Consider the following 20,135-nt stretch of genomic DNA (forward strand, 5'->3'; position numbering starts at 1 on the left):
GGTCAGCCGGCCTTCCGCCCGCGGCCGGCGGTCTTCTTCCCGGCCGCGGCGCCCTTCTTCGCCGACGCCGACCCCGCCGCCTGCCCGCCGGTCCCGGACCCCGCGGTCTTCCGGGCCGCCGTCTTCCCGCCCGCGGTGGTCTTCCCGCCCGCGGTGGTCTTCCGGGCCGGGGCGGTCCTCGCCGCCGCACGGCCGGACCGCCGGGCACCGCCGCCCGCGCCCGCGGCCTCCCCGGCCTCCTCGCTGTCCCCGGCCTCCTCCGCCGGTTCGCCGCGGGCCCGCTTCGCGGCCCGCACGCTGTCCTGGAGGGCCGCCATCAGGTCCATGACCTGCCCCGCCGGCTGCTCCCGGACGGTCTCGAACTCCGGCTCCCGGTCGGCGAGTTTGGCCGCCACGATCTCCTCCAGGGCCTCCCGGTAGTGATCGTGCACATCCTCCTCGGACAGCTCGCCGAACGAGTCCATCAGCGTCTCGGCGGCCCGCACCTCGTTGGCGGCGACCTTCACCTCGCGCTCGGGGAGGACCCCGGTCATCGGGCGGATCTGGTGCGGCCACAGCAGCACCTGCATCACCAGCACCCCCTCCACCGGCCGCAGCATGGCCAGCGTCTCCCGCCCGTGCAGCGCGATCTTCCCCAGCCCCACCCGCTGGTGCCGCTCCATGGCGTCCCGCAGCAGCGCGTACGGCTTGGCCGCCGCCGGGCCGTCCACGCCCAGGTAGTAGCCCTTGCCCATCTGGAGCGGGTCGATGTCGCCGCCGGCCACGAACGCCAGGATGGTCAGCGTCTTCGCGGTCGGCAGCGGCAGCGCGTCCAGGTCCTGGTCGCTCAGCGGGACCACCGCGTCGTCCTCGGTGCGGTAGCCGCGCCCGATCTCGTCGGGGGCGACCTCGGTGCCCTCCAGGGAGCACACCGGCTGGTTGCGCACCCGCCCGCCGTCCGCGGTGTGGATCCGCACGAAGCTCACCGAGGCGGCGGAGTCCGTGGCGTTGTAGGCGGCGACCGGGATCGTGACCAGGCCGAAGCTGATGGAGAACTTCGCGGTGGGGCGCATGGGAGCCGCCTTCACGGGTGCGGTGCGGTGCCGCGTCCCATGCTAGGTCCGGCCGCCGGGGCCCCGCCTGCCGTAGGGGCGCCGGGCCCCGGCCCGCTGGGCCGACCGGGTCATCCGGGCCGGCCCGCCCCGGCGCTCAGCCGGTCCAGGTCCACTCCGCTACCTCCGGCAGGTCCGTGCCGTGCTCCCGGATCCAGTCGTGGTGGCGGGTCCGGGCGTCCGCCATCGCCTGCCGCAGCGCCACCGCCCGGACGCCGAGTCCGGGCACCCGGTCCACCACGTCCATGACCAGCCGGTAGCGGTCCAGGTCGTTGCGGACGACCATGTCGAAGGGCGTGGTGGTGGTGCCCTCCTCGCGGTAGCCGCGGACGTGCAGGTTCGGGTGGCCGGTGCGGCGGTAGGCGAGCCGGTGGATCAGCCACGGGTAGCCGTGGTACGCGAAGATCACCGGCTTGTCGCGGGTGAACAGGGCGTCGTACTCGGCGTCCGGCATCCCGTGCGGATGGGCCTCGGCCGGCAGCAGCCGGGCCATGTCGACGACGTTGACCACCCGCACCGCCAGCTCCGGCAGATGGCGGCGCAGCAGCTCCGCGGCGGCCAGCGTCTCCTGCGTGGGCACGTCCCCGGCGCACGCCAGCACCACGTCCGGCTCCCGGGTGCCGTCCTCGGTGCCCGCCCACTCCCAGGCCCCGGCGCCGCGGGCGCAGTGCGCGCGGGCCTGGTCCAGGGTCAGCCAGTCGAAGCACGGCTGCTTGCCGGCCACGATCACGTTGACGTAGTCGCGGCTGCGCAGCGCGTGGTCGGCCACCGACAGCAGGGTGTTGGTGTCCGGCGGCAGGTAGACCCGGACGACCTCGGGGCTCTTGTTGAGGACGTGGTCCACGAAGCCGGGGTCCTGGTGCGAGAAGCCGTTGTGGTCCTGGCGCCAGACGTGCGAGGTGAGCAGGTAGTTCAGGGAGGCGATGGGGCGCCGCCAGGGCAGCCGGCGGGCGGTCCGCAGCCACTTGATGTGCTGGTTGACCATCGAGTCGACGAGGTGCGCGAACGCCTCGTAGCAGGAGAACAGCCCGTGCCGGCCGGTGAGCAGATAGCCCTCCAGCCAGCCCTGGCACAGGTGCTCGGAGAGCACCTCCAGCACCCGGCCGTCGTGCGCGAGGTGCTCGTCGGTGGGCAGCGTCGCGGCCTGCCACGCCTTGGCGGTGGCGCCGTAGACCGCGTCCAGCCGGTTCGAGGCGGTCTCGTCGGGGCCGACGAGGCGGAAGTCGCGGCGCTCGGCGGTGGCCGACATGACGTCGGCGAGCAGCCCGCCGAGCACCCGGGTCGGCTCGTGCGCGGCGGCGCCGGGCCGGGCGACGTCCACCGTGTGCCGCTCCAGCGGCGGCAGCGGGAGCTCCCGCAGCAGCAGCCCGCCGTTGGCGTGCGGTGTGGCGCCCAGCCGGCGCCGGCCGCGGGGCACGCACGCCAGCACCTCCGGACGCGGCCGCCCGGCCTCGTCGAACAGCTCCTCGGGACGGTACGAGCGCAGCCACCGCTCCAGCTGGTGCCGGTGGTCGGCGTGGTCCCGCACGCCGGACAGCGGCACCTGGTGGGCGCGCCAGGTGCCCTCCACGGGCTGCCCGTCGACCTCGTGCGGCCCGGTCCAGCCCTTGGGGGTGCGCAGCACGATCGCCGGCCAGTGCGCGCGGGTGCGGTCGCCCTCGACGCGGGCCCGCCGCTGGATGGCCGCGATCCGGTCCAGCGCCCGGTCCATGGCGGCGGCGAACGCCTGGTGGACCTCGGCCGGGTCGTCGCCGGTGACGTGCAGCGGCTCGTGGCCGGAGCCGCGCAGCAGCGCGTCCAGCTGGTCCTCGGGCATCCGGGCCGGCACCGTCGGGTTGGCGATCTTGTAGCCGTTGAGGTGCAGGATCGGCAGCACCGCGCCGTCGTGCACCGGATCGAGGAAGGTGGTGCCGTGCCAGGACGCGGCCAGCGGCCCGGTCTCCGCCTCGCCGTCGCCGATCACGCAGGCGACCAGCAGCTCCGGGTTGTCGAAGGCCGCCCCGTAGGCGTGCGCGAGGGAGTAGCCCAGCTCCCCGCCCTCGTGGATCGAGCCCGGGGTCTCCGGCGCGATGTGGCTGGGCACGCCGCCGGGGAACGAGAACTGCCGGAACAGCCGCGCCATCCCGGCCCGGTCCCGGGTGACGTCCGGGTACGTCTCGGTGTAGGTGCCCTCCAGCCAGGAGTTGGCCAGCACCGCGGGCCCGCCGTGGCCCGGCCCCCACACGCACAGCGCGTCCAGGTCCCGGGCCTTGATGACCCGGTTGAGGTGGGTGTGCACGAGGTTCAGGCCGGGGGAGGTGCCCCAGTGGCCCAGCAGCCGGGGCTTGATGTGCTCGGGCCGCAGCGGCTCCTCCAGGAGCGGGTTGGCCATCAGGTAGATCTGCCCGGCGGACAGGTAGTTGGCGGCCCGCCAGTGCGCGTCGAGGGCGCGCAGCTCCGCGTCGTCCAGCGGGGCCGCGGCCTGCGACGCGCCCGCCGCCGTGGGGGGCGGCGCGGTCCGGACCGCCGCCCCGGCCCCCGTCTGTGTCCCGGTCTCCGTCTTCCGCACCTCGCTCATCGGCTCCCCAGCTCGCGCAGCGCCGGCAGCAGCTTGGCCTCCGCCCACTCCAGGAACGGTTCCTGGTGGCCGCCGCCGATCTGGACCAGTGCCACCTCGGTGAATCCGGCGTCCACGTAGGGCCGTACCGCCTCCACGAACCGCTCGACGTCGTCGCCGCACGGGATGGCCTCCGCGACGTCCTCCGGCCGCACGGTCTGCGTCGCGGTGGCGAACGCCGCGGTCCCCGGCAGTTCGGAGTTGACCGCCCAGCCGCCCAGCGCCCACCGGAACTGGTCGTGCGCCCGGGCGACGGCCGCCTTCCGGTCGGGGTCGTAGCAGACCGGCAGCTGGCCCACCCGGGGCTTGCCGGACCCGCCGTGGCGGTCGAAGGCGGTCAGCAGCTCCGCCTTGGGCTCGGTGGCGATCACCAGGTCGGCCAGGCGCCCGGCCAGCTCGCAGGACCGGTCGCCGGAGACCGCGACGCCGATCGGCGGCGGCTCGTCGGGCAGGTCCCACAGCTTGGCCGCGGCCACCTCGTAGTACGGGCCGCGGTGGGTGACCTCGCCGCCGGCGAACAGCGCCCGGATGATCTCGATGGCCTCCGCCAGCTTCGCCAGCCGCACCGAGGCGCGCGGCCAGCCGCCGCCCACCACGTGCTCGTTGAGGTTCTCGCCCGACCCCAGGCCGAGCCGGAACCGCCCGCCGGACAGCAGTTGCAGGGTCGCCGCCTTCTGGGCGACCACGGCGGGGTGGTAGCGGGTGGTCGGGCAGGTCACGTACGTCATCAGCGGGATCCGCTCGGTGGCCTGCGCCGCGGCGCCCAGCACGCTCCAGGCGTACGGGGCGTGGCCCTGGGAGGCCAGCCACGGGAAGTAGTGGTCGGAGGTCACCGAGAAGTCGAACCCGGCGCGCTCGGCGCCCACCACGTGGCCGACGAGCTCCCGGGGGCCTGCCTGCTCGGTCATCATCGTGTATCCGATGCGCACCATGGAGCCCCTCACCTGTGCTTGTGATGTGCGTGGTTGCCGGCCGTCCGCCCGCCGCGGCCCGGGCGGCGGCCCGGTCAGCTCTCGCGCCGTTCGGCGGCCGGCGGGACGGCCGGGGCGGTCGCGAGGTAGTGCTCCGCCTCGATGATCGCCTCGTGCACGGTGCGCCGGCCCATCAGGACGCACAGCGTGTACGCGAGGTCCTCCAGCCGGCGCCGGGCGGCCGGATCGTGCGGGTCGGCGAGCACGACCCGCTCCCAGACGCGGTAGCGCCGCAGCAGCGCGGCGAGCTCGGACTTGTCCGGCAGCAGCATGCCGTCTCTCCCGACATCGGCCCGGCGTGCCGGGCGGGCCGGCCGGCACGTCCGCGACGCGCCCGAACCGGAATCGCTTTCACCTTGCGCCGGGGGTGGCGCCGCTGCAACCGGACGGTCCGCGGGGCCGGGGGCGGCGGCACCGGCCCGGCTCAGTCCGGTGGCTCGGGCGCCGGGTGGTCGCCCGGCCGGGCGCCCGGCGGCTCCTCGGGCACGGGGTCCGGGCCGGGCTCGGCCGCGGGCTCCTCCACCGGCTCCGCACCGGGCTCCGGCGTCCCCGGGTCGCGGGGTACCGGTCGCGGGTCCCTGGGCGCGGGCCCCGTTCCGTGGTCCGTCGTACCGCTGGTCATGGCGGTGGCCCTCCCTCCTGGGTGGTTCCATCCTGCGCCGTTCCGCTGATCGCCGCCTGCCCGCCGCCCTTCCGGGCAAACCCCGCCCTCCGGCCCCTCGCCGCTGATATGTTCACGTCATGAACGCACGTGCACGGGACGGCAGCGCCGGCGATGTGGACTACGGGACCGTCGGCGGCGGGTACGGCGACCACCGCCGCCCCGACCCCCGGATCGGCGCCCGGATCCACGCAGCCCTCGGCGCCGCCCGTACGGTCGTGAACGTCGGCGCGGGCGCCGGGTCGTACGAGGAGGGCCCCTGGGAGGTCACCCCCGTCGAGCCGTCCGCCGCGATGCGCGCCCAGCGGCCGGCCCACCTGGCCCCCGCGGTGGACGCGGTCGCCGAGCAACTCCCCTTCCCCGACGCCGCGTTCGACGCCGCGCTGACCACCTTCAGCGTCCACCAGTGGAGCGACCCGGCGGCCGGCCTGCGCGAGCTGCGCCGGGTGGCGCGCGGCCCGGTGGTGGTGCTGACCTGCGACCCGGACCGGGTGCGGGACTTCTGGCTGTACGACTACTGCCCGGAGGTCCTGGACACCGAGGCGCGCCGCTACCCCGCGCTCGGCGACCTGGTGTCCGCCCTGGGCGGCACGGTCACCGTGGCGCCGGTGCCGGTCCCGTTCGACTGCACCGACGGCTTCAACGAGGCGTACTACGGGCGGCCCGAGCGCCTGCTCGACCCGGCGGCGCGCCAGGCGTGCTCGGCGTGGAGTTTCGTGGCCGCGCCGGTCCGGGAGCGCTTCGCCGCCGCCCTGCGCCGCGACCTGGCCGACGGCACCTGGGACGCCCGGTACGGCGCACTGCGCCAACAGCCCGCCCTGGAAGGGTCGTTGGTGCTGCTCACGGCGCTCCCGGGCTGACCGGTCCGGGGCCGCGCCGGGCACCGATCGCGCTTTGCGGGTGACTGTGCTCCTCTGGTAGCGAGACGGTCCGCGGACCGAGGAGCACGAGGAGCGCCGCGCCATGCCGCCCACCACGTTCCGCATCGCGATCATCGGGGCCGGCCCCGGCGGACTGCTCTGCGCCCGGATCCTCCAGCGGTACGGGGTGCCGGTCACCGTCTGGGAACGCGACCTCGGCCCGGTGGGCCCGGCGCCCGGCGGCTCCCTGGAGCTGCGGGCCACGGGCGGGCGGGCGCTGCGCGCGGCCGGGCTGGCGGACGCGTTCCGGGCCGCCTCCTGGCCCGCCGGACCGGAGACCCGGCTGCTCGCCCCCACCGGCGAGGTGCTGCGCGAGGAGGCCGCCGGCCCCGGGGCGGCCGAGCGCCGCGGCATCGGCCGGCGGGAGCTGCGCCGGCTGCTGCTGGCCGCGCTCGCGCCCGGCACCGTCCGCTGGGGCGCCTACCTGCGGACCCTGCACCCGCGCGGCGGCGGCCGCCACCAGGCGGTCTTCGACGACGGCCGGAGCGCCGCCTTCGACCTGGTCATCGGCGCCGACGGGACGTGGTCCCGGGTGCGCCCGCTGCTCTCCGACGCCACCCCGCACCACTCCGGGGTGTCCTACGCCGAGACCGCCCTGGACGACGTGGACACCCGCCACCCCGGCGCCGCCGAGCTCGTCGGCCGCGGCACCCTGCTCGCGCTGTCCGGCCGCGAGGGCCTGCTCGCCCGGCGGGAGGCCGGCGGCCGGATCGGGGTGTACGCGGCGCTGCGCGGCTCGCAGGACTGGGCGCGCGAGGCCGGGGTGTCCCTCGCGGACACCGAGGCGGTCCGGGCCGTCCTGCTGGCCCGGTTCACCGGCTGGGACGAGCGGCTGCGGGCGCTGCTCCGGGACGGCGACCAGCCGTTCGCCGACCGCCCGCTGTTCGCCCTGCCGGTGCCGCACACCTGGCCGCACACCCCGGGCCTGACGCTGCTCGGCGACGCCGCCCACCTGATGACGCCGTTCTCCGGGCCGGGCGCCGACCTCGCGCTGTACGACGGCTGGGAACTGGCCCGGCACCTCGCCGAGGCGCACACCTGGCAGACCGACCCCGACGAGGCCGTCCGCGCGTACGAGGCGGCGCTGTTCCCCCGCTCGGCCGCGGCCGCCGGGACGGCCGCCCGCGACCTGGCCGCCGCCTTCGCCCAGGACGCCCCGCGCCCGGCCCGCCGCCGGCTCCGCCGGCCGCACCCGCACGGCCGCTGAGCCGGTCCGGCGCCGGGTTGCGGGCCCGCACCGCCCGTCGGACGATCGGCAGCGGAACAGGCCCGGCGCCGCGCGGCCCGCGCGGGGCCGCCCGGCCGCGGCGCCAAGGACGGAGCAGCGCGTGAAGATCACAGAGCCCACGCCCGGGGCGCCCTGCTGGGTGGAGCTGGGCACCTCGGACGTACCGGCCGCGGCGGTGTACTACCGCGAGGTCTTCGGCTGGCACGCCGAGACCGATCCGCGGCCGGAGAGCGGCGGGTACACCCTCTTCTCCGTGGACGGCGACCGGGTCGCCGCGGCGAGCCCGCTGTACGCGCCGGGCCAGCCGACGGCCTGGACCGTCACCTTCGCCACCCGCGACCTCGACGAGCTGGTCCGGACCGCCACCCGGGCCGGCGGCAGCGTCCTGGTGGACCCCCGGGACCTGTTCGACCTGGGCACCTTCGCGGTGCTCGCCGATCCGTCCGGCGCGGCCTTCGCCCTGTGGCAGGCGCGCTCGTTCCCCGGCGCCGAGCTGCTCAACGGGCCCGGCTCGCTGGGCTGGGTGGAGCTGGCCACCGACGACCCGGACGCCGCGGTCTCCTTCTACGCCGAGGTCTTCGGCTGGACCGTCCGGTCCCAGGGCGCCTACGCGCAGTGGGGCCTGGAGGGCGCCGACTTCGGCGGGATGTGCACCCTGGAGTCGCGCGACCGGGAGGACGTCCGGCCGCACTGGCTGCCGTACTTCGCGGTGGCGTCCGTCGACGGGACCGCGGCCCGCGCCGCGGAGTCCGGCGGGATGCTGCTGATGGCCCCGACCGATGTCCCGGACGGCCCGCGGATCGCGATGGTGCGCGATCCGCAGGGCGCCGTCTTCGGCGTCCACCAGGCGGGTACGGAGGGTTGACCGCGCGCACCGGCGCGCCGCGGGACGGGTGATTTCGTTCCGCCACCGGCCCCAGCCGGCATCACACGATCGGCCGCCGGTCGTCGTTTCACCACATTTCCTGGCTGGTTTGCGCGTAATGTCCGCAGCGCGCCAATGGGTGGCATTGCGCGTCAAGGCATCGCGCGTCAAGAACAGGAGACCCCTATGTCCACGACCGAGGTCCTCGCGGCCCGAGGCAAGAAGCTCGCCGCCGGTGCGGGCGCACTCTCCACGGCCCTCGCTCTGGGGGCGACGCTGCTCGTCGCGGCTCCGGCCCAGGCCAAACCCCAGCCCCAGCCCCGCCCCCAGCCGCAGACCGGCCCGGCCAAGCCCTACGGCACCGTCACCGCGGCCCGCGGGATGAACGAGCGCCAGGACCCCAGCACGGACTCCGCGCCGCGGGGCTACCTCCGCAACCGCACCCAGGTCGGCCTGGTCTGCAAGGTCCGCGCCCAGAACATCCGCGGCAACGACGTCTGGTACCTGCTCCGCGAGCACCGGTCGACCTGGGTCTCGGCCAAGCACGTCACCAACACCGGCTACGTCAAGTACTGCAAGGACGTGCAGCGCAACCGCGTCCAGCCCGGCGACGCCGCCAAGTACGCCGGCTGAGGCCGCCCGGCGCGGCGGGTCCGGACGGGCCCGGCACGGTACCCGACAGGTGCCGCGCCGGGCCCTTGCCGTGCCGCACCCCGCGCCGTGCCGCGCCGCCGCCCGGCCGTCCGCCGCCCTTCCGGATTACTGGAACGCGTTCTACTGTGCCCCACGACTCCGCGCACCCGGCGGGCCGTGCCCGGCGCGGCGGCCGCGGCACCGCGCGGCGACCGGACCGGACCGACCTGGACCTGGTGGAGGGGCCGTGCACCTGGACTACACCCCGGAACAGCAGCGGCTGCGCGCCGAACTGCGGGCGTACTTCGGCACGTTGGTACCGGACAACGCCTACGCCCGGTACGCCGACCCGGCCGCGCAGAAGCGCTTCTACCGCGCGACCGTGCGCCGGCTGGGCGCGGACGGCTGGCTGGGCGTCGGCTGGCCGGCGGAGTACGGCGGCCGCGGGCTGACCCCCATGGAGCAGTTCGTCTTCTTCGACGAGGCCGCCCAGGCCGGCGTCCCGCTGCCGCTGATGGCGCTCAACACCGTCGGCCCCACGCTGATGCGGTTCGGCACCGACGAGCAGAAGGCGTACTTCCTGCCCCGCATCCTCTCCGGCGAGATCGACTTCGCGATCGGCTACAGCGAACCCGACGCCGGCACCGACCTCGCCGCCCTGAAGACCCGCGCGGTGCGCGAGGGCGACGAGGAGACCGGCCACTACGTCGTCAACGGCCAGAAGATCTGGACCACCAACGGGGACACCGCCGACTGGGTCTGGCTCGCGGTCCGCACCGCCCCCGCGGACGCCGGCACCCCGCCCCACAAGGGCATCACCCTCCTCCTGGTCCCCACCAGTGACCCCGGCTACTCCTGCACCCTGATCAACACCCTCGCCTCCCACGACACCACCGCCAGCTACTACGAGAACATCACCGTCCCCGCCGCCCGCCGCGTCGGCCGGGAGAACGAGGGCTGGCGGATCATCACCAACCAGCTCAACCACGAACGCGTCACCCTGGCCGCCCACGGCACCATGGCCCTGCGCGCCTTCCACGACGTCCGCCGGTGGGCGGCCGCCACCGAACTCGCCGACGGCCGCCGGGTCCTCGACCTCGGCTGGGTGCGCGGCCGGCTGGCCCGCACCCACGCCCGGCTGGAGGCCATGAAGCTGATGAACTGGCGGATGGTCGACGCGGTCCAGCGCGGCACGCTCACCCCCCAGGACGCCTCGGCCGCCAAGGTCTACGGCTCCGAGGCCCGCCGGGACGCCTACGCCTGGCTGATGGAGGTCACCGCCGCGGCCGGACCGCTGACCGAGGGCTCGGCCGGCGCGGTCCTGCACGGCGAACTGGAGCGCGGCTACCGCTCCGCCGTCATCTTCACCTTCGGCGGCGGCAACAACGAGATCCAGCGCGAGATCATCTCCTGGATCGGCCTCGGTATGCCCCGGGTCCGGCGCTGAAGCGGACGCCCGCGCCCGCCACCGCCACCCGGCCGGGGACCTACAAGCTCCGCGCCGGGGCCGCCATACTGGACGCGCAGTACACACAGGGGGATCCACGCGGCTGAACGCGGGAGCGGGGGCGGCGATACGGATGGCGGAGCACAGGCTGATCCACGGGCGGTACCGCCTGCTCGACACCATCGGACGCGGCGGCATGGGGGAGGTCTGGCGGGCCCGGGACGAGGCGCTGGGCCGCCAGGTCGCGGTCAAGTGCCTCAAGCCGATGGGGGAGCGTCAGGAGCCGGGCTTCCTGGGGGTGCTGCGCGAGCGCTTCCGCCGGGAGGCCCGGGTCGCGGCCGGGCTCCAGCACCGCGGTGTCACCGTCGTGCACGACTTCGGCGAGGACGACGGCATCCTCTTCCTCGTCATGGAACTGCTCCACGGCCGCAACCTCAGCCAGCTGCTGGACGACAACCGCCGCCAGCCGCTGCCCGTCCCGGACATCACCGAGATCGCCGAGCAGACCGCCGCGGCCCTGGCCTACACCCACGAACAGGCCGTGGTGCACCGCGACCTGAAGCCGGCCAACCTCGTCCGCACCACCGACGGCACGGTCAAGATCTGCGACTTCGGCATCGCCCGCCTCGGCCACGACATCGGCTTCACCGACCGGCTGACCGGCAGCGGCGTCGCCATGGGCAGCCCCCACTACATGTCGCCCGAGCAGATCGCCGGCGGCACCGTCGACCACCGCAGCGACCTGTACTCCCTGGGCTGCGTGCTCTACGAGATCACCACCGGCGCCCCGCCGTTCGCCCAGGGTGACGCCTGGGCGGTCCTGGTCGGCCACCGCGACACCACCCCCGACCCGCCGCGCGCCGTCCGCCCCGACCTGCCCGAGGCGTACGAGCGGATCATCCTGGACCTGCTCGCCAAGGAACCGGACGACCGGCCCAGGAACGCCGGCGAACTGGCCAAACGGCTCGCCGACGCCCGCCACCGCCGCCCCCCGCGCACGGCCGCCCCGGCCCCCGGCGACCCGACGGTGCCCGCCCTGCCACTGCCGCCCTGGGCCCGCGGGATCACCCCCGGCGCCCCGGCCGTCGGCACCCGGCCGCCGCGCCGGACGCCCGCGGGGCGGGCCGCCGCGGACCTCACCGAGGCGTGGACCTCCGCCGGCGACCCGCTGCGCGGCGAGGCGTCCCCGGCCGTCGGGCCGGACCGTCCGGCCGGAGGCGGCGACCACCAGGCGCTGCTCACCGCGCTCGCCGGGACGCTGGCGCACGCCCGCGCGCTGACCGGCGCCGGCCTGCACGTCGAGGCGCAGGAGGGCTACGCCGAGGCGCTGGCCGGCCGGGAGCGGCTGCTCGGCCCGGACCACCCCGACACCCTCGCCGCCCGCCACGACGTCGCGGCCGGCCTGGGCCGGCTGGGCCGCCTGGAGGAGTGCCGCGCCACCGTCCGCGAGGTCGCCGGGGCCCGCGCCCGGGTGCTCGGCGACCGGCACCCCGACACCCTCACCAGCCACTGGCAACTGGCCCACGTCTGCGGGCTGCTGGGCCGCTGGCCGGAGGCGCTGGCGGCCTACCGGCAGGTGGCCGCGGGGCGCACCGCCGCCCTCGGCCCGGACCACCCCGACACCCTCGCCGCCCGCTACGAGACCGGCGTCGCCCTGGGCCGGCTCGGCCGCAGCGCCGAGGCCCTGGCGCACTACCGCGACCTGGTGGCGGCCCGTACCCGCGCCCAGGGACCCGACGACCCCGAGACCCTGCGGGCCCGGCACGGCCTGGGCGTCAACCACGGCCGCCTGGGCCGCTGGCCGGAGGCGCTCGCCGAGGCCCGCGAGGTCGCCGCGGCCCGCAGCCGGGTGCTCGGCGCCGACCACCCCGACACCCTGGCCAGCCGCCGCGAGATCGCCGTGGCCCTGGGCCGGCTCGGGCACTGGGACCAGGCCCTGGACGTCCACCGCCAGGTCGCCGACGCTCGCGAGCGGACCCTGGGCGCGGCGCACCTGGACACCCTGGCCAGCCGCGGCGAACAGGCCCAGTGCCTGGAGCGGCTGGGCCGGCCGGACGAGGCGGCCGCCCTGCACCGCCGGGTCGCGGCGCTGCGCCGGGAGCGCGCCGGCGGCCGGCGGTAGCCCCCGGCCGCCCCCGGACCGCGGCGGCCGGGCGCCCCGGTCAGCGTTCGGGCCGCACCCGGTAGAGCACCGTGGCGTGCGGCGGCACGTCCCGGGCCACGATGGTGCGGGCGACCCGCCCGGACCGGCCGGTCACCAGGTCCCGCACGCGGTAGGAGTCCGCCTCCGGCAGCCCCGCGGCCCCCGCCGTCAGGGACAGGGTGCGCGCCCTGTCGCCCCCGTTGAACAGCGCGATCGCCCGGTCCCCGTCGCGCAGCGGCTTGGCCAGCACCACCGCGTCCCCGTCCTGCTGCACGATGTGGCCCTGGACGCCCAGCGGGTCCTGGTTGACCGCGATCACCTCGCGGTTGCCCAGGATCGCCAGCGCGCCCGGGGAGAGCCGGGTCAGGTCCGTACTGGAGATCAGCGGTGCGGCCATGACCGCCCACAGCGACATCTGGCTCTGCATCTCGTCCCGGGACAGCCCCGAGTCACCGACCAGCAGGAAGTCGGGGTCGTTCCAGCGGCCCGGGCGCTGGAGGTCGGCGAGGTTGGCGTTGTAGCGGAAGTTGTAGGCGATCGAGGCCCACTTCGCGGCCGGGCTGCTCTGCTGCACCGCGATGTCCTTGCCGCCCCGCCACAGGTTGCCCAGCTGCGCGGACCACCGGATGACCTGGTGCCACACCTGGTCCCCGGCGAACTGGAAGTAGGCGGGCGCGGAGATCGAGAAGGTGATCGGCCGCCCGGTGGCCCGCAGCGCCCGGCTCTGCTGGGCGTACAGGTCGTGGAAGACCCGCTCCTTGCTCTGCCCCTGGGGGACCGGGACGTTGCAGCCGTCGGCCTTGAGGTAGTCCACCCCCCAGCTGGCGAACTGCCGGGCGTCCTGCGCGAAGTGGCCCAGGCTGCCCGGGTACTTCCCGCAGGTCAGCGTGCCCACGTCCTCGTAGATCCCGAACTTCAGGCCCATCCGGTGCAGTTCCTGCCCCAGGTACGCCATACCGTGCGGGAACTTCGCGGTGTCCGCGACCAGTTCGCCCTTGGGGCCGCGCTGCTTGGTCATCCAGCAGTCGTCGACGGTGACGGTGCGGTAGCCCCGGTGCGCCAGCCCGCTGCTGACCAGCGCCCGGGCGTTGTCCAGGACGACCCGCTCGCTGAGCTCGCCGCACTGGTAGTACGACCAGTTGTTCCAGCCCATCGGGGGCGTCGGCGCGAGATTGGGGTAGCTTGCCGCGGCCCGGGTGCCGGCCGGGCCGGCGGCGGAGGCGGGGGCGGTGGCCGCGACCAGGCCCGCCGCGCAGGCGGCGGCGGTCAGTCCGGCGAGGGTGCTGCCGATGCGGGATACCGGCGGACGGGGCACGGGTCACCTCACGTGGTGGGTGGGTCGGCCGGGAGAACGGCCGGCGGGGCGGTTCCAGGGCGGCGCACGGCCGGACGCTAGGAGCAGCCTGACGGGCGGTCAAGAAGCCGCACCGGCACGAACAGACGATTCATTCCGCTGCCGCCGCCCCGCGGCCTCCCTGGCGGCCGCCGGTCCCGCGTGCTACCAAGAGGCATGCCGGAACGGACTTCGTACGACGTGGTCATCGTCGGTGGCGGGCACAACGGCCTGGTCGCGGCCGGGTACCTCGCCCGCGCCGGGCGGAGCGTGCTGGTGCTGGAGCGGCTGGACCGCACCGGTGGCGCCGCCGTCTCCGCCCGCGCCTTCGCCGGGACCGACGCCCGGCTCTCCCGCTACTCCTACCTCGTCAGCCTGCTGCCGCCGAAGATCGTGCGGGACCTCGGGCTGCGCTTCGCGGTCCGCAAGCGCACCGTCTCCTCCTACACCCCGGCGGTGCGCGCCGGGCGCCCCACCGGCCTGCTGGTCGGCGGCGGCCGGGCCCGCACCCGGGAGTCGTTCGCCCGGCTCACCGGCTCGGACCGCGAGTACGACGCCTGGCGGGACTTCTACGCCACCACCCGCCGGCTCGCCGAGCGGGTCTTCCCCACCCTCACCGAACCGCTCCCCACCCGCGCCGCGCTGCGCGCCCGGATCGGTGACGACGCCACCTGGCACGCCCTCTTCGAACGCCCCCTCGGGGAGCTGATCGAGCGCACCTTCCAGGACGACCTGGTGCGCGGGGTGGTGCTCACCGACGGGCTGATCGGCACCTTCACCACCGCCCACGACCCGGAGCTCCGGCAGAACCGCTGCTTCCTCTACCACGTCATCGGGGGCGGCACCGGCGACTGGGACGTGCCGCTCGGCGGGATGGGCGCGCTGACCGACGCGCTGGCCGGCGCCGCCCGCCGGGCCGGCGCCGAGCTGGTCACCGGGTGCCCGGTCACCGCACTGGCCACCGACGGCCGCTCCGCGGAGGTCACCACCGGGGACGGGCGCACGATCGCCGCCCGCCGCGTCCTGGTCAACGCCGCCCCCCGCGAACTGGCCCGCCTGCTCGGCGAGCCCGAACCGCCGGCCGCCGACGGGTCCCAGCTCAAGGTCAACATGCTGCTCACCCGGCTGCCCCGGCTCCGCGACCGGCACACCGACCCCCGGGAGGCGTTCTCCGGCACCTTCCACATCGCCGAGGGCTACGGCCAGTTGGAGGCCGCCTACCAGGAGGCGGCGGCCGGCCGGCTGCCCGCCGCCCCGCCCTCGGAGATCTACTGCCACTCCCTGACCGACCCCGCGATCCTGGGCGCCGACCTGGTCCGCCGCGGCTACCACACCCTCACCCTCTTCGGCCTGCACACCCCCGCCCGCCTGTTCGCGGCCGACCACGACGCCACCCGCGACCGGCTGCTGGCCGCCACCCTCGCCCAGCTGGACGCCCACCTCGCCGAACCGCTCGCCGACTGCCTGGCCCTGGACGCCGACGGCCGCCCCTGCGTCGAGGCCCGCACGCCGCTGGACCTGGACCGCGAACTGCGGCTGCCCGGCGGCAACATCTTCCACCGCGAGCTGGCCTTCCCCTACGCGCCCGACGAGGACGCCCTGACCACCCCCGCCGCCCGCTGGGGCGTGGCCACCGCCCACCCCGCCGTCCTCCTGTGCGGCGCCGGCGCCCTCCGCGGCGGCGGCGTCAGCGGCATTCCCGGCCACAACGCGGCCATGGCCGTACTGGAGGAAGCGGCGGGGTGACCCGGCCGCGCGGTCGATCAACTGCCCTTGCCGGGCAAGTTTCTGACGTAGCATCAGAAAATCTCTTCCCTCGGGCGGCGGGCTGCGGCATCCTGCGCGCATGCAGACGGAGCTGAGCAACGCGCTGGGAGCCGAGCACGCCGTCTTCGGGTTCACGCCGTTCCCCGCGGTGGCCGCGGCGATCACCCGGGCCGGCGGCTTCGGGGTGCTCGGCGCGGTCCGCTACACCGCCCCCGGTGACCTGGCCCGCGACCTGGACTGGATGCAGGAGCACACCGACGGACTGCCCTACGGGCTGGACGTGGTGATGCCCGCCAAGAAGGTCGAGGGCGTCACCGAGGCCGACGTCGAGGCGATGATCCCCGAGGAGCACCGGCGGTACACCGAGGCGCTTCTGGCGAAGTACGGCGTGCCGCCGCTCCCGCCCGGCGAGGCGTCCGGCTGGCGGATCACCGGCTGGATGGAGCAGGTCGCCCGCACCCAGCTCGACGTCGCCTTCGACTACCCGATCAAGCTGCTCGCCAACGCACTGGGCTCACCGCCCGCCGACGTCATCGAGCGCGCCCACGCGCACGACGTCCGGGTCGCCGCGCTGGCCGGCAGCCCGCGCCACGCCCGCCACCACAAGGCCGCCGGGATCGACGTCGTGGTGGCGCAGGGCTACGAGGCCGGCGGGCACACCGGCGAGATCGCGACCATGGTGCTCACCCCCGAGGTGGTGGCCGCCGTCGACCCGCTGCCGGTGCTCGCCGCGGGCGGTATCGGCACCGGCGAGCAGATCGCCGCCGGCCTCGCGCTCGGCGCGCAGGGCGTCTGGCTCGGCTCGATCTGGCTCACCACCGAGGAGGCCGATCTGCACTCCCGGCGGCTGACCGCGAAACTGCTCGCCGCGGGCCCCGGCGACACCGTCCGCTCCCGCGCCCTGACCGGGAAACCCGCCCGCCAGCTGCGCACCGCCTGGACCGACGCCTGGGACGACCCCGAGGGCCCCGGCACGCTGCCGATGCCGCTCCAGGGCCTGCTGGTCGCCGAGGCCAACTCCCGGATCCAGCGGCACGAGGTCGAGCCGCTGCTCGGCACCCCGGTCGGCCAGATCGTCGGCCGGATGACCGCTGAACGCAGTGTCCAGGCCGTCTTCGACGACCTCACCCGCGGCTTCGAGCGGGCCATCGACCGCATCAACCGGATCGCCGGACGCGCCTGACCCCGCCCGGCCGAGGAGGACCCCAGGAGGGCACCGCCATGACCGACACGCCCAACGGCTTCTGGGCGCAGGCCACCGCCGACCCCGGCCGGACGGTCCTGATCGCCCCGGACGGCGCCGAGTGGACCGCCGGACGGCTGCACGCCGCCGCCAACCGGCTCGTCCACGGCCTGCGCGCCGCCGGACTGGAACGAGGTGACGCGTTCGCCGCCGTCCTCCCCAACGGGGTGGAGTTCTTCACCGCCTACCTCGCCGCCGCCCAGGCCGGCTTCTACCTCGTCCCGGTCAACCACCACCTCGTCGGCCCGGAGATCGCCTGGATCGTCGCCGACTCCGGCGCCAAGGTGCTGATCGCCCACGAGCGGTTCGGTGACGCGGCCCGGGCCGCCGCCGACGAGGCCGGCCTTCCGGCCGCCCGGCGGTACGCCGTCGGCACGGTCCGCGGCTTCCGCCCGTACGCCGAACTCCTGGCCGGGCAGCCGGAGTCCGCGCCCGGGGACCGCACCCTGGGCTGGGTGATGAACTACACCTCCGGCACCACCGGGCGCCCGCGCGGCATCCGCCGCCCGCTGCCCGGCAAACCCCCCGAGGAGACCTACCTCGGCGGCTTCCTCGCCATCTTCGGCATCCGCCCGTTCGACGGCAACGTCCACCTGGTGTGCTCGCCGCTCTACCACACCGCCGTCCTCCAGTTCGCCGGCGCCTCCCTGCACCTGGGGCACCGCGTCGTCCTGATGGACAAGTGGGCGCCGGAGGAGATGCTGCGCCTGATCGAGCGGCACCGGTGCACCCACACCCATATGGTCCCCACCCAGTTCCACCGCCTCCTCGCGCTCCCGGCGGAGGGCCGCGGCCGCTACGACGTGTCGTCGATGCGGCACGCCCTGCACGGCGCCGCGCCCTGCCCCGACCACGTCAAACGCGCGATGATCGACTGGTGGGGCGGGTGCGTGGAGGAGTACTACGCGGCCAGCGAGGGCGGCGGGGCCTTCGCGACCGCCGAGGACTGGCTGAAGAAGCCCGGGACGGTCGGCCGGGCCTGGCCGATCAGTGAGATCGCGGTCTTCGACGACGACGGCACCCGGCTGCCGGCCGGCCAACTGGGCACCGTCTACCTGAAGATGACCACCGGGGGCTTCTCGTACCACAAGGACGAGGGCAAGACCCGGAAGAACCGCATCGGCGACTTCTTCACCGTCGGCGACCTCGGCTACCTCGACGAGGACGGCTACCTCTTCCTCCGCGACCGCAAGATCGACATGATCATCTCCGGCGGGGTCAACATCTACCCCGCGGAGATCGAGTCGGTGCTCCTGGCCCACCCCGCCGTCGCCGACGCCGCCGCCTTCGGCATCCCGCACGACGACTGGGGCGAGGAGGTCAAGGCGGTGGTCGAACCGGCCGAGGGCCACCGGCCCGGCCCGGAGCTGGCCGCCGCGCTCCTCGACCACTGCGCCCGCCGCCTGGCGGGCTACAAACGCCCCCGCTCCGTCGACTTCACCACCGCCCTGCCCCGCGACCCCAACGGCAAGCTCTACAAGCGGCGGCTGCGCGACCCGTACTGGGAGGGGCGCGAACGCGCCGTCTAGCGGCGCGGGCCGCCGCCGCGCGGACCCGGCGGCGGGCGCGCCGGCCCTGCGCCGCCCCGCCCGGTGCCTTGACCCGCCCCCGGGCGGCCTCCAGGATCTCGGCATGACGGAAGCCATGGAGGCCCTGGAGGGCGCGCGCGGCAACACGGTGGACGGGATCCTGCGGCGCAGTGCACGCCGGGTGCCGGAGCGGACGGCGGTGCGCTACGCCGGGCGCGCCTGGACCTACCGCGAGCTGGACGGGGCGGTGACCGCCGCCGCCCGGCTGCTGCTGTCCCGGGGCCTGCGCCCGGGGGACCGGGTGGCGTCCTACGGGCGCAACTCCGACGCGTACCTGATCGGCTTCCTGGCCTGCGCCCGCGCCGGACTGGTGCACGTACCGGTCAACCACGCCCTGACCGGCGGTGAACTGGACTACCTCCTGGGCCAGTCGGGCAGCGCGCTCGTCCTCACCGACCCGGACCTGGCCCCCCGGCTGCCGGCGGACGTGCCGGCCCTGCCGCTGCACGGGGCGCCGGACGGGCTGCTGGAGCGGCTGGCGGCGGGGGCGGGGGACGCCGGGCCGGCCGGGGAGGGCCCGCTGCCCGCGGTGGGCGGCGACGCCCTCGTCCAGCTCCTCTACACCTCGGGCACCACCGCGCTCCCCAAGGGCGCGATGATGACCCACCGCGCCCTGGTGCACGCGTACACCAGCGCGATCGTCGCCCTCGACCTCGCGGAGACCGACCGCCCCGTCCACGCGCTGCCGCTCTACCACTCCGCCCAGATGCACGTCTTCCTGCTGCCCTACCTGGCGGTGGGCGCGGAGAACACCGTCCTGGACGGGCCGGACCCGGAGCGGATCCTGGCACTGGCCGAGGAGGGCCGCGCGGACAGCCTGTTCGCCCCGCCGACGGTGTGGATCGCGCTCGCCGGCCACCCCGGCTTCGGCACCCGCGACCTGAGCGGGCTGCGGAAGGCGTACTACGGCGCGTCGGTCATGCCGGTGCCGGTCCTGGAACGGCTCCGCGAGCGGCTGCCGGACCTCGCCTTCTACAACTGCTTCGGGCAGAGCGAGATCGGCCCGCTGGCGACCGTGCTGCGGCCGGAGGAGCACGCGGGCCGGATGGACTCCTGCGGGCGCCCGGTGCTGTTCGTGGAGGCCCGGGTGGTCGGCGAGGACGGCCGGGAGGTGCCGGACGGCACCCGGGGCGAGATCGTCTACCGCTCACCGCAGCTGTGCACGGGCTACTGGGACAAGCCGGAGGAGACCGCCGAGGCGTTCCGGGACGGCTGGTTCCACTCCGGCGACCTCGCCGTCCGGGACGCGGAGGGCTACTTCACGGTGGTCGACCGGGTCAAGGACGTCATCAACTCCGGCGGGGTGCTCGTCGCCTCGCGCCAGGTCGAGGACGCGCTGTACACGCATCCGCAGGTGGCCGAGGCCGCGGTCATCGGCCTGCCGGACGAGCGGTGGATCGAGGCGGTGACGGCGGTGGTGGTCCGGCGCGCCGACGGGGCGGGCGGGGCCGGTGCGGTGACCGAGGCGGAGCTGATCGCCGTGGCGCGGGCCCGGCTCGCGCCGTTCAAGGTGCCCAAGCGGGTGCTGTTCGTGGACGCGCTGCCGCGCAACGCCAGCGGCAAGGTCCTCAAGCGTGCGCTGCGCGAGCGGTTCGGCACCCGCTGAGCGGCGCGCGGCGGACGCGGTGTCAGTGCCCGCTGCCATGCT

15 protein-coding genes are annotated in these 20,135 nt (G+C 75.7%); 10 read left to right on the forward strand and 5 right to left on the reverse strand.

Annotated elements, in window-relative coordinates; translation table 11 throughout:
* Positions 1–2 precede the first annotated feature (2 nt).
* From ku to MUU72_RS17260, 4 genes are all read right to left on the reverse strand, one after another.
* Complete coding sequence (ku, locus tag MUU72_RS17245; RefSeq protein WP_248014166.1) at positions 3–1,052, reverse strand: non-homologous end joining protein Ku; 1,050 nt, start codon at positions 1,050–1,052, stop codon at positions 3–5.
* Positions 1,053–1,188: 136 nt separating this feature from the next.
* The gene (locus MUU72_RS17250; RefSeq protein ID WP_248014167.1) at positions 1,189–3,648 is read right to left on the reverse strand and encodes a phosphoketolase family protein; all 2,460 of its coding nucleotides are present in this window, start codon (positions 3,646–3,648) and stop codon (positions 1,189–1,191) included.
* A complete protein-coding gene (locus MUU72_RS17255; RefSeq protein WP_248014168.1) occupies positions 3,645–4,619 on the reverse strand; it encodes an LLM class F420-dependent oxidoreductase in 975 nt (324 codons plus the stop codon). Before MUU72_RS17255 ends, MUU72_RS17250 begins: the two co-directional genes overlap by 4 nt.
* Before the next feature lie 74 nt (positions 4,620–4,693).
* Entirely contained in the window at positions 4,694–4,930 is a 237-nt protein-coding gene (locus MUU72_RS17260; protein WP_308403830.1) for a DUF5133 domain-containing protein, read from the reverse strand.
* A 469-nt stretch (positions 4,931–5,399) separates the two neighbouring features.
* On the opposite strand from MUU72_RS17260, the gene MUU72_RS17265 reads away from it, so the two are divergent.
* The 6 genes from MUU72_RS17265 (at position 5,400) to MUU72_RS17290 (ending at position 12,534) form a co-directional block, all read left to right on the forward strand.
* Complete coding sequence (locus MUU72_RS17265) at positions 5,400–6,179, forward strand: class I SAM-dependent methyltransferase (protein WP_248014169.1); 780 nt, start codon at positions 5,400–5,402, stop codon at positions 6,177–6,179.
* A 103-nt stretch (positions 6,180–6,282) separates the two neighbouring features.
* Positions 6,283–7,446 (forward strand): FAD-dependent oxidoreductase, encoded by a 1,164-nt coding sequence (locus MUU72_RS17270; RefSeq protein ID WP_248014170.1) that lies wholly within the window; start codon positions 6,283–6,285, stop codon positions 7,444–7,446.
* Between the two features lie 121 nt (positions 7,447–7,567).
* Complete coding sequence (locus MUU72_RS17275) at positions 7,568–8,332, forward strand: VOC family protein (protein ID WP_248014171.1); 765 nt, start codon at positions 7,568–7,570, stop codon at positions 8,330–8,332.
* Between the two features lie 186 nt (positions 8,333–8,518).
* Positions 8,519–8,965, forward strand: a complete 447-nt coding sequence (locus MUU72_RS17280) for an SH3 domain-containing protein (RefSeq protein ID WP_248014172.1) — start codon at positions 8,519–8,521, stop codon at positions 8,963–8,965.
* Positions 8,966–9,212: 247 nt separating this feature from the next.
* A complete protein-coding gene (locus tag MUU72_RS17285) occupies positions 9,213–10,412 on the forward strand; it encodes an acyl-CoA dehydrogenase family protein (RefSeq protein WP_248014173.1) in 1,200 nt (399 codons plus the stop codon).
* Between the two features lie 133 nt (positions 10,413–10,545).
* Positions 10,546–12,534, forward strand: coding sequence for a serine/threonine-protein kinase (locus MUU72_RS17290; protein ID WP_248014174.1), 1,989 nt, complete (start codon positions 10,546–10,548; stop codon positions 12,532–12,534).
* A gap of 40 nt (positions 12,535–12,574) precedes the next feature.
* Here the strand turns inward: MUU72_RS17290 and MUU72_RS17295 are convergent, their stop codons facing one another.
* On the reverse strand, positions 12,575–13,870 hold the full coding sequence (locus tag MUU72_RS17295) for a glycoside hydrolase family 27 protein (RefSeq protein ID WP_248014175.1): 1,296 nt from the start codon (positions 13,868–13,870) through the stop codon (positions 12,575–12,577).
* 195 nt (positions 13,871–14,065) lie between these two features.
* Here MUU72_RS17295 and MUU72_RS17300 point away from each other — a divergent pair, with 195 nt between their 5' ends.
* The 4 genes from MUU72_RS17300 (at position 14,066) to MUU72_RS17315 (ending at position 20,093) form a co-directional block, all read left to right on the forward strand.
* Positions 14,066–15,634 (forward strand): phytoene desaturase family protein, encoded by a 1,569-nt coding sequence (locus MUU72_RS17300; RefSeq protein WP_248014176.1) that lies wholly within the window; start codon positions 14,066–14,068, stop codon positions 15,632–15,634.
* Positions 15,635–15,734: 100 nt separating this feature from the next.
* Complete coding sequence (locus tag MUU72_RS17305; protein WP_248014177.1) at positions 15,735–16,838, forward strand: NAD(P)H-dependent flavin oxidoreductase; 1,104 nt, start codon at positions 15,735–15,737, stop codon at positions 16,836–16,838.
* A gap of 38 nt (positions 16,839–16,876) precedes the next feature.
* The gene (locus MUU72_RS17310) at positions 16,877–18,427 is read left to right on the forward strand and encodes an acyl-CoA synthetase (protein ID WP_248014178.1); all 1,551 of its coding nucleotides are present in this window, start codon (positions 16,877–16,879) and stop codon (positions 18,425–18,427) included.
* Positions 18,428–18,530: 103 nt separating this feature from the next.
* Entirely contained in the window at positions 18,531–20,093 is a 1,563-nt protein-coding gene (locus tag MUU72_RS17315; protein ID WP_248014179.1) for an acyl-CoA synthetase, read from the forward strand.
* Positions 20,094–20,135: the final 42 nt, after the last annotated feature.

Origin of the sequence: Streptomyces rhizoryzae, assembly GCF_023155275.1 — a bacterium.
Classification (GTDB): Bacteria; Actinomycetota; Actinomycetes; order Streptomycetales; family Streptomycetaceae; genus Streptomyces; species Streptomyces rhizoryzae.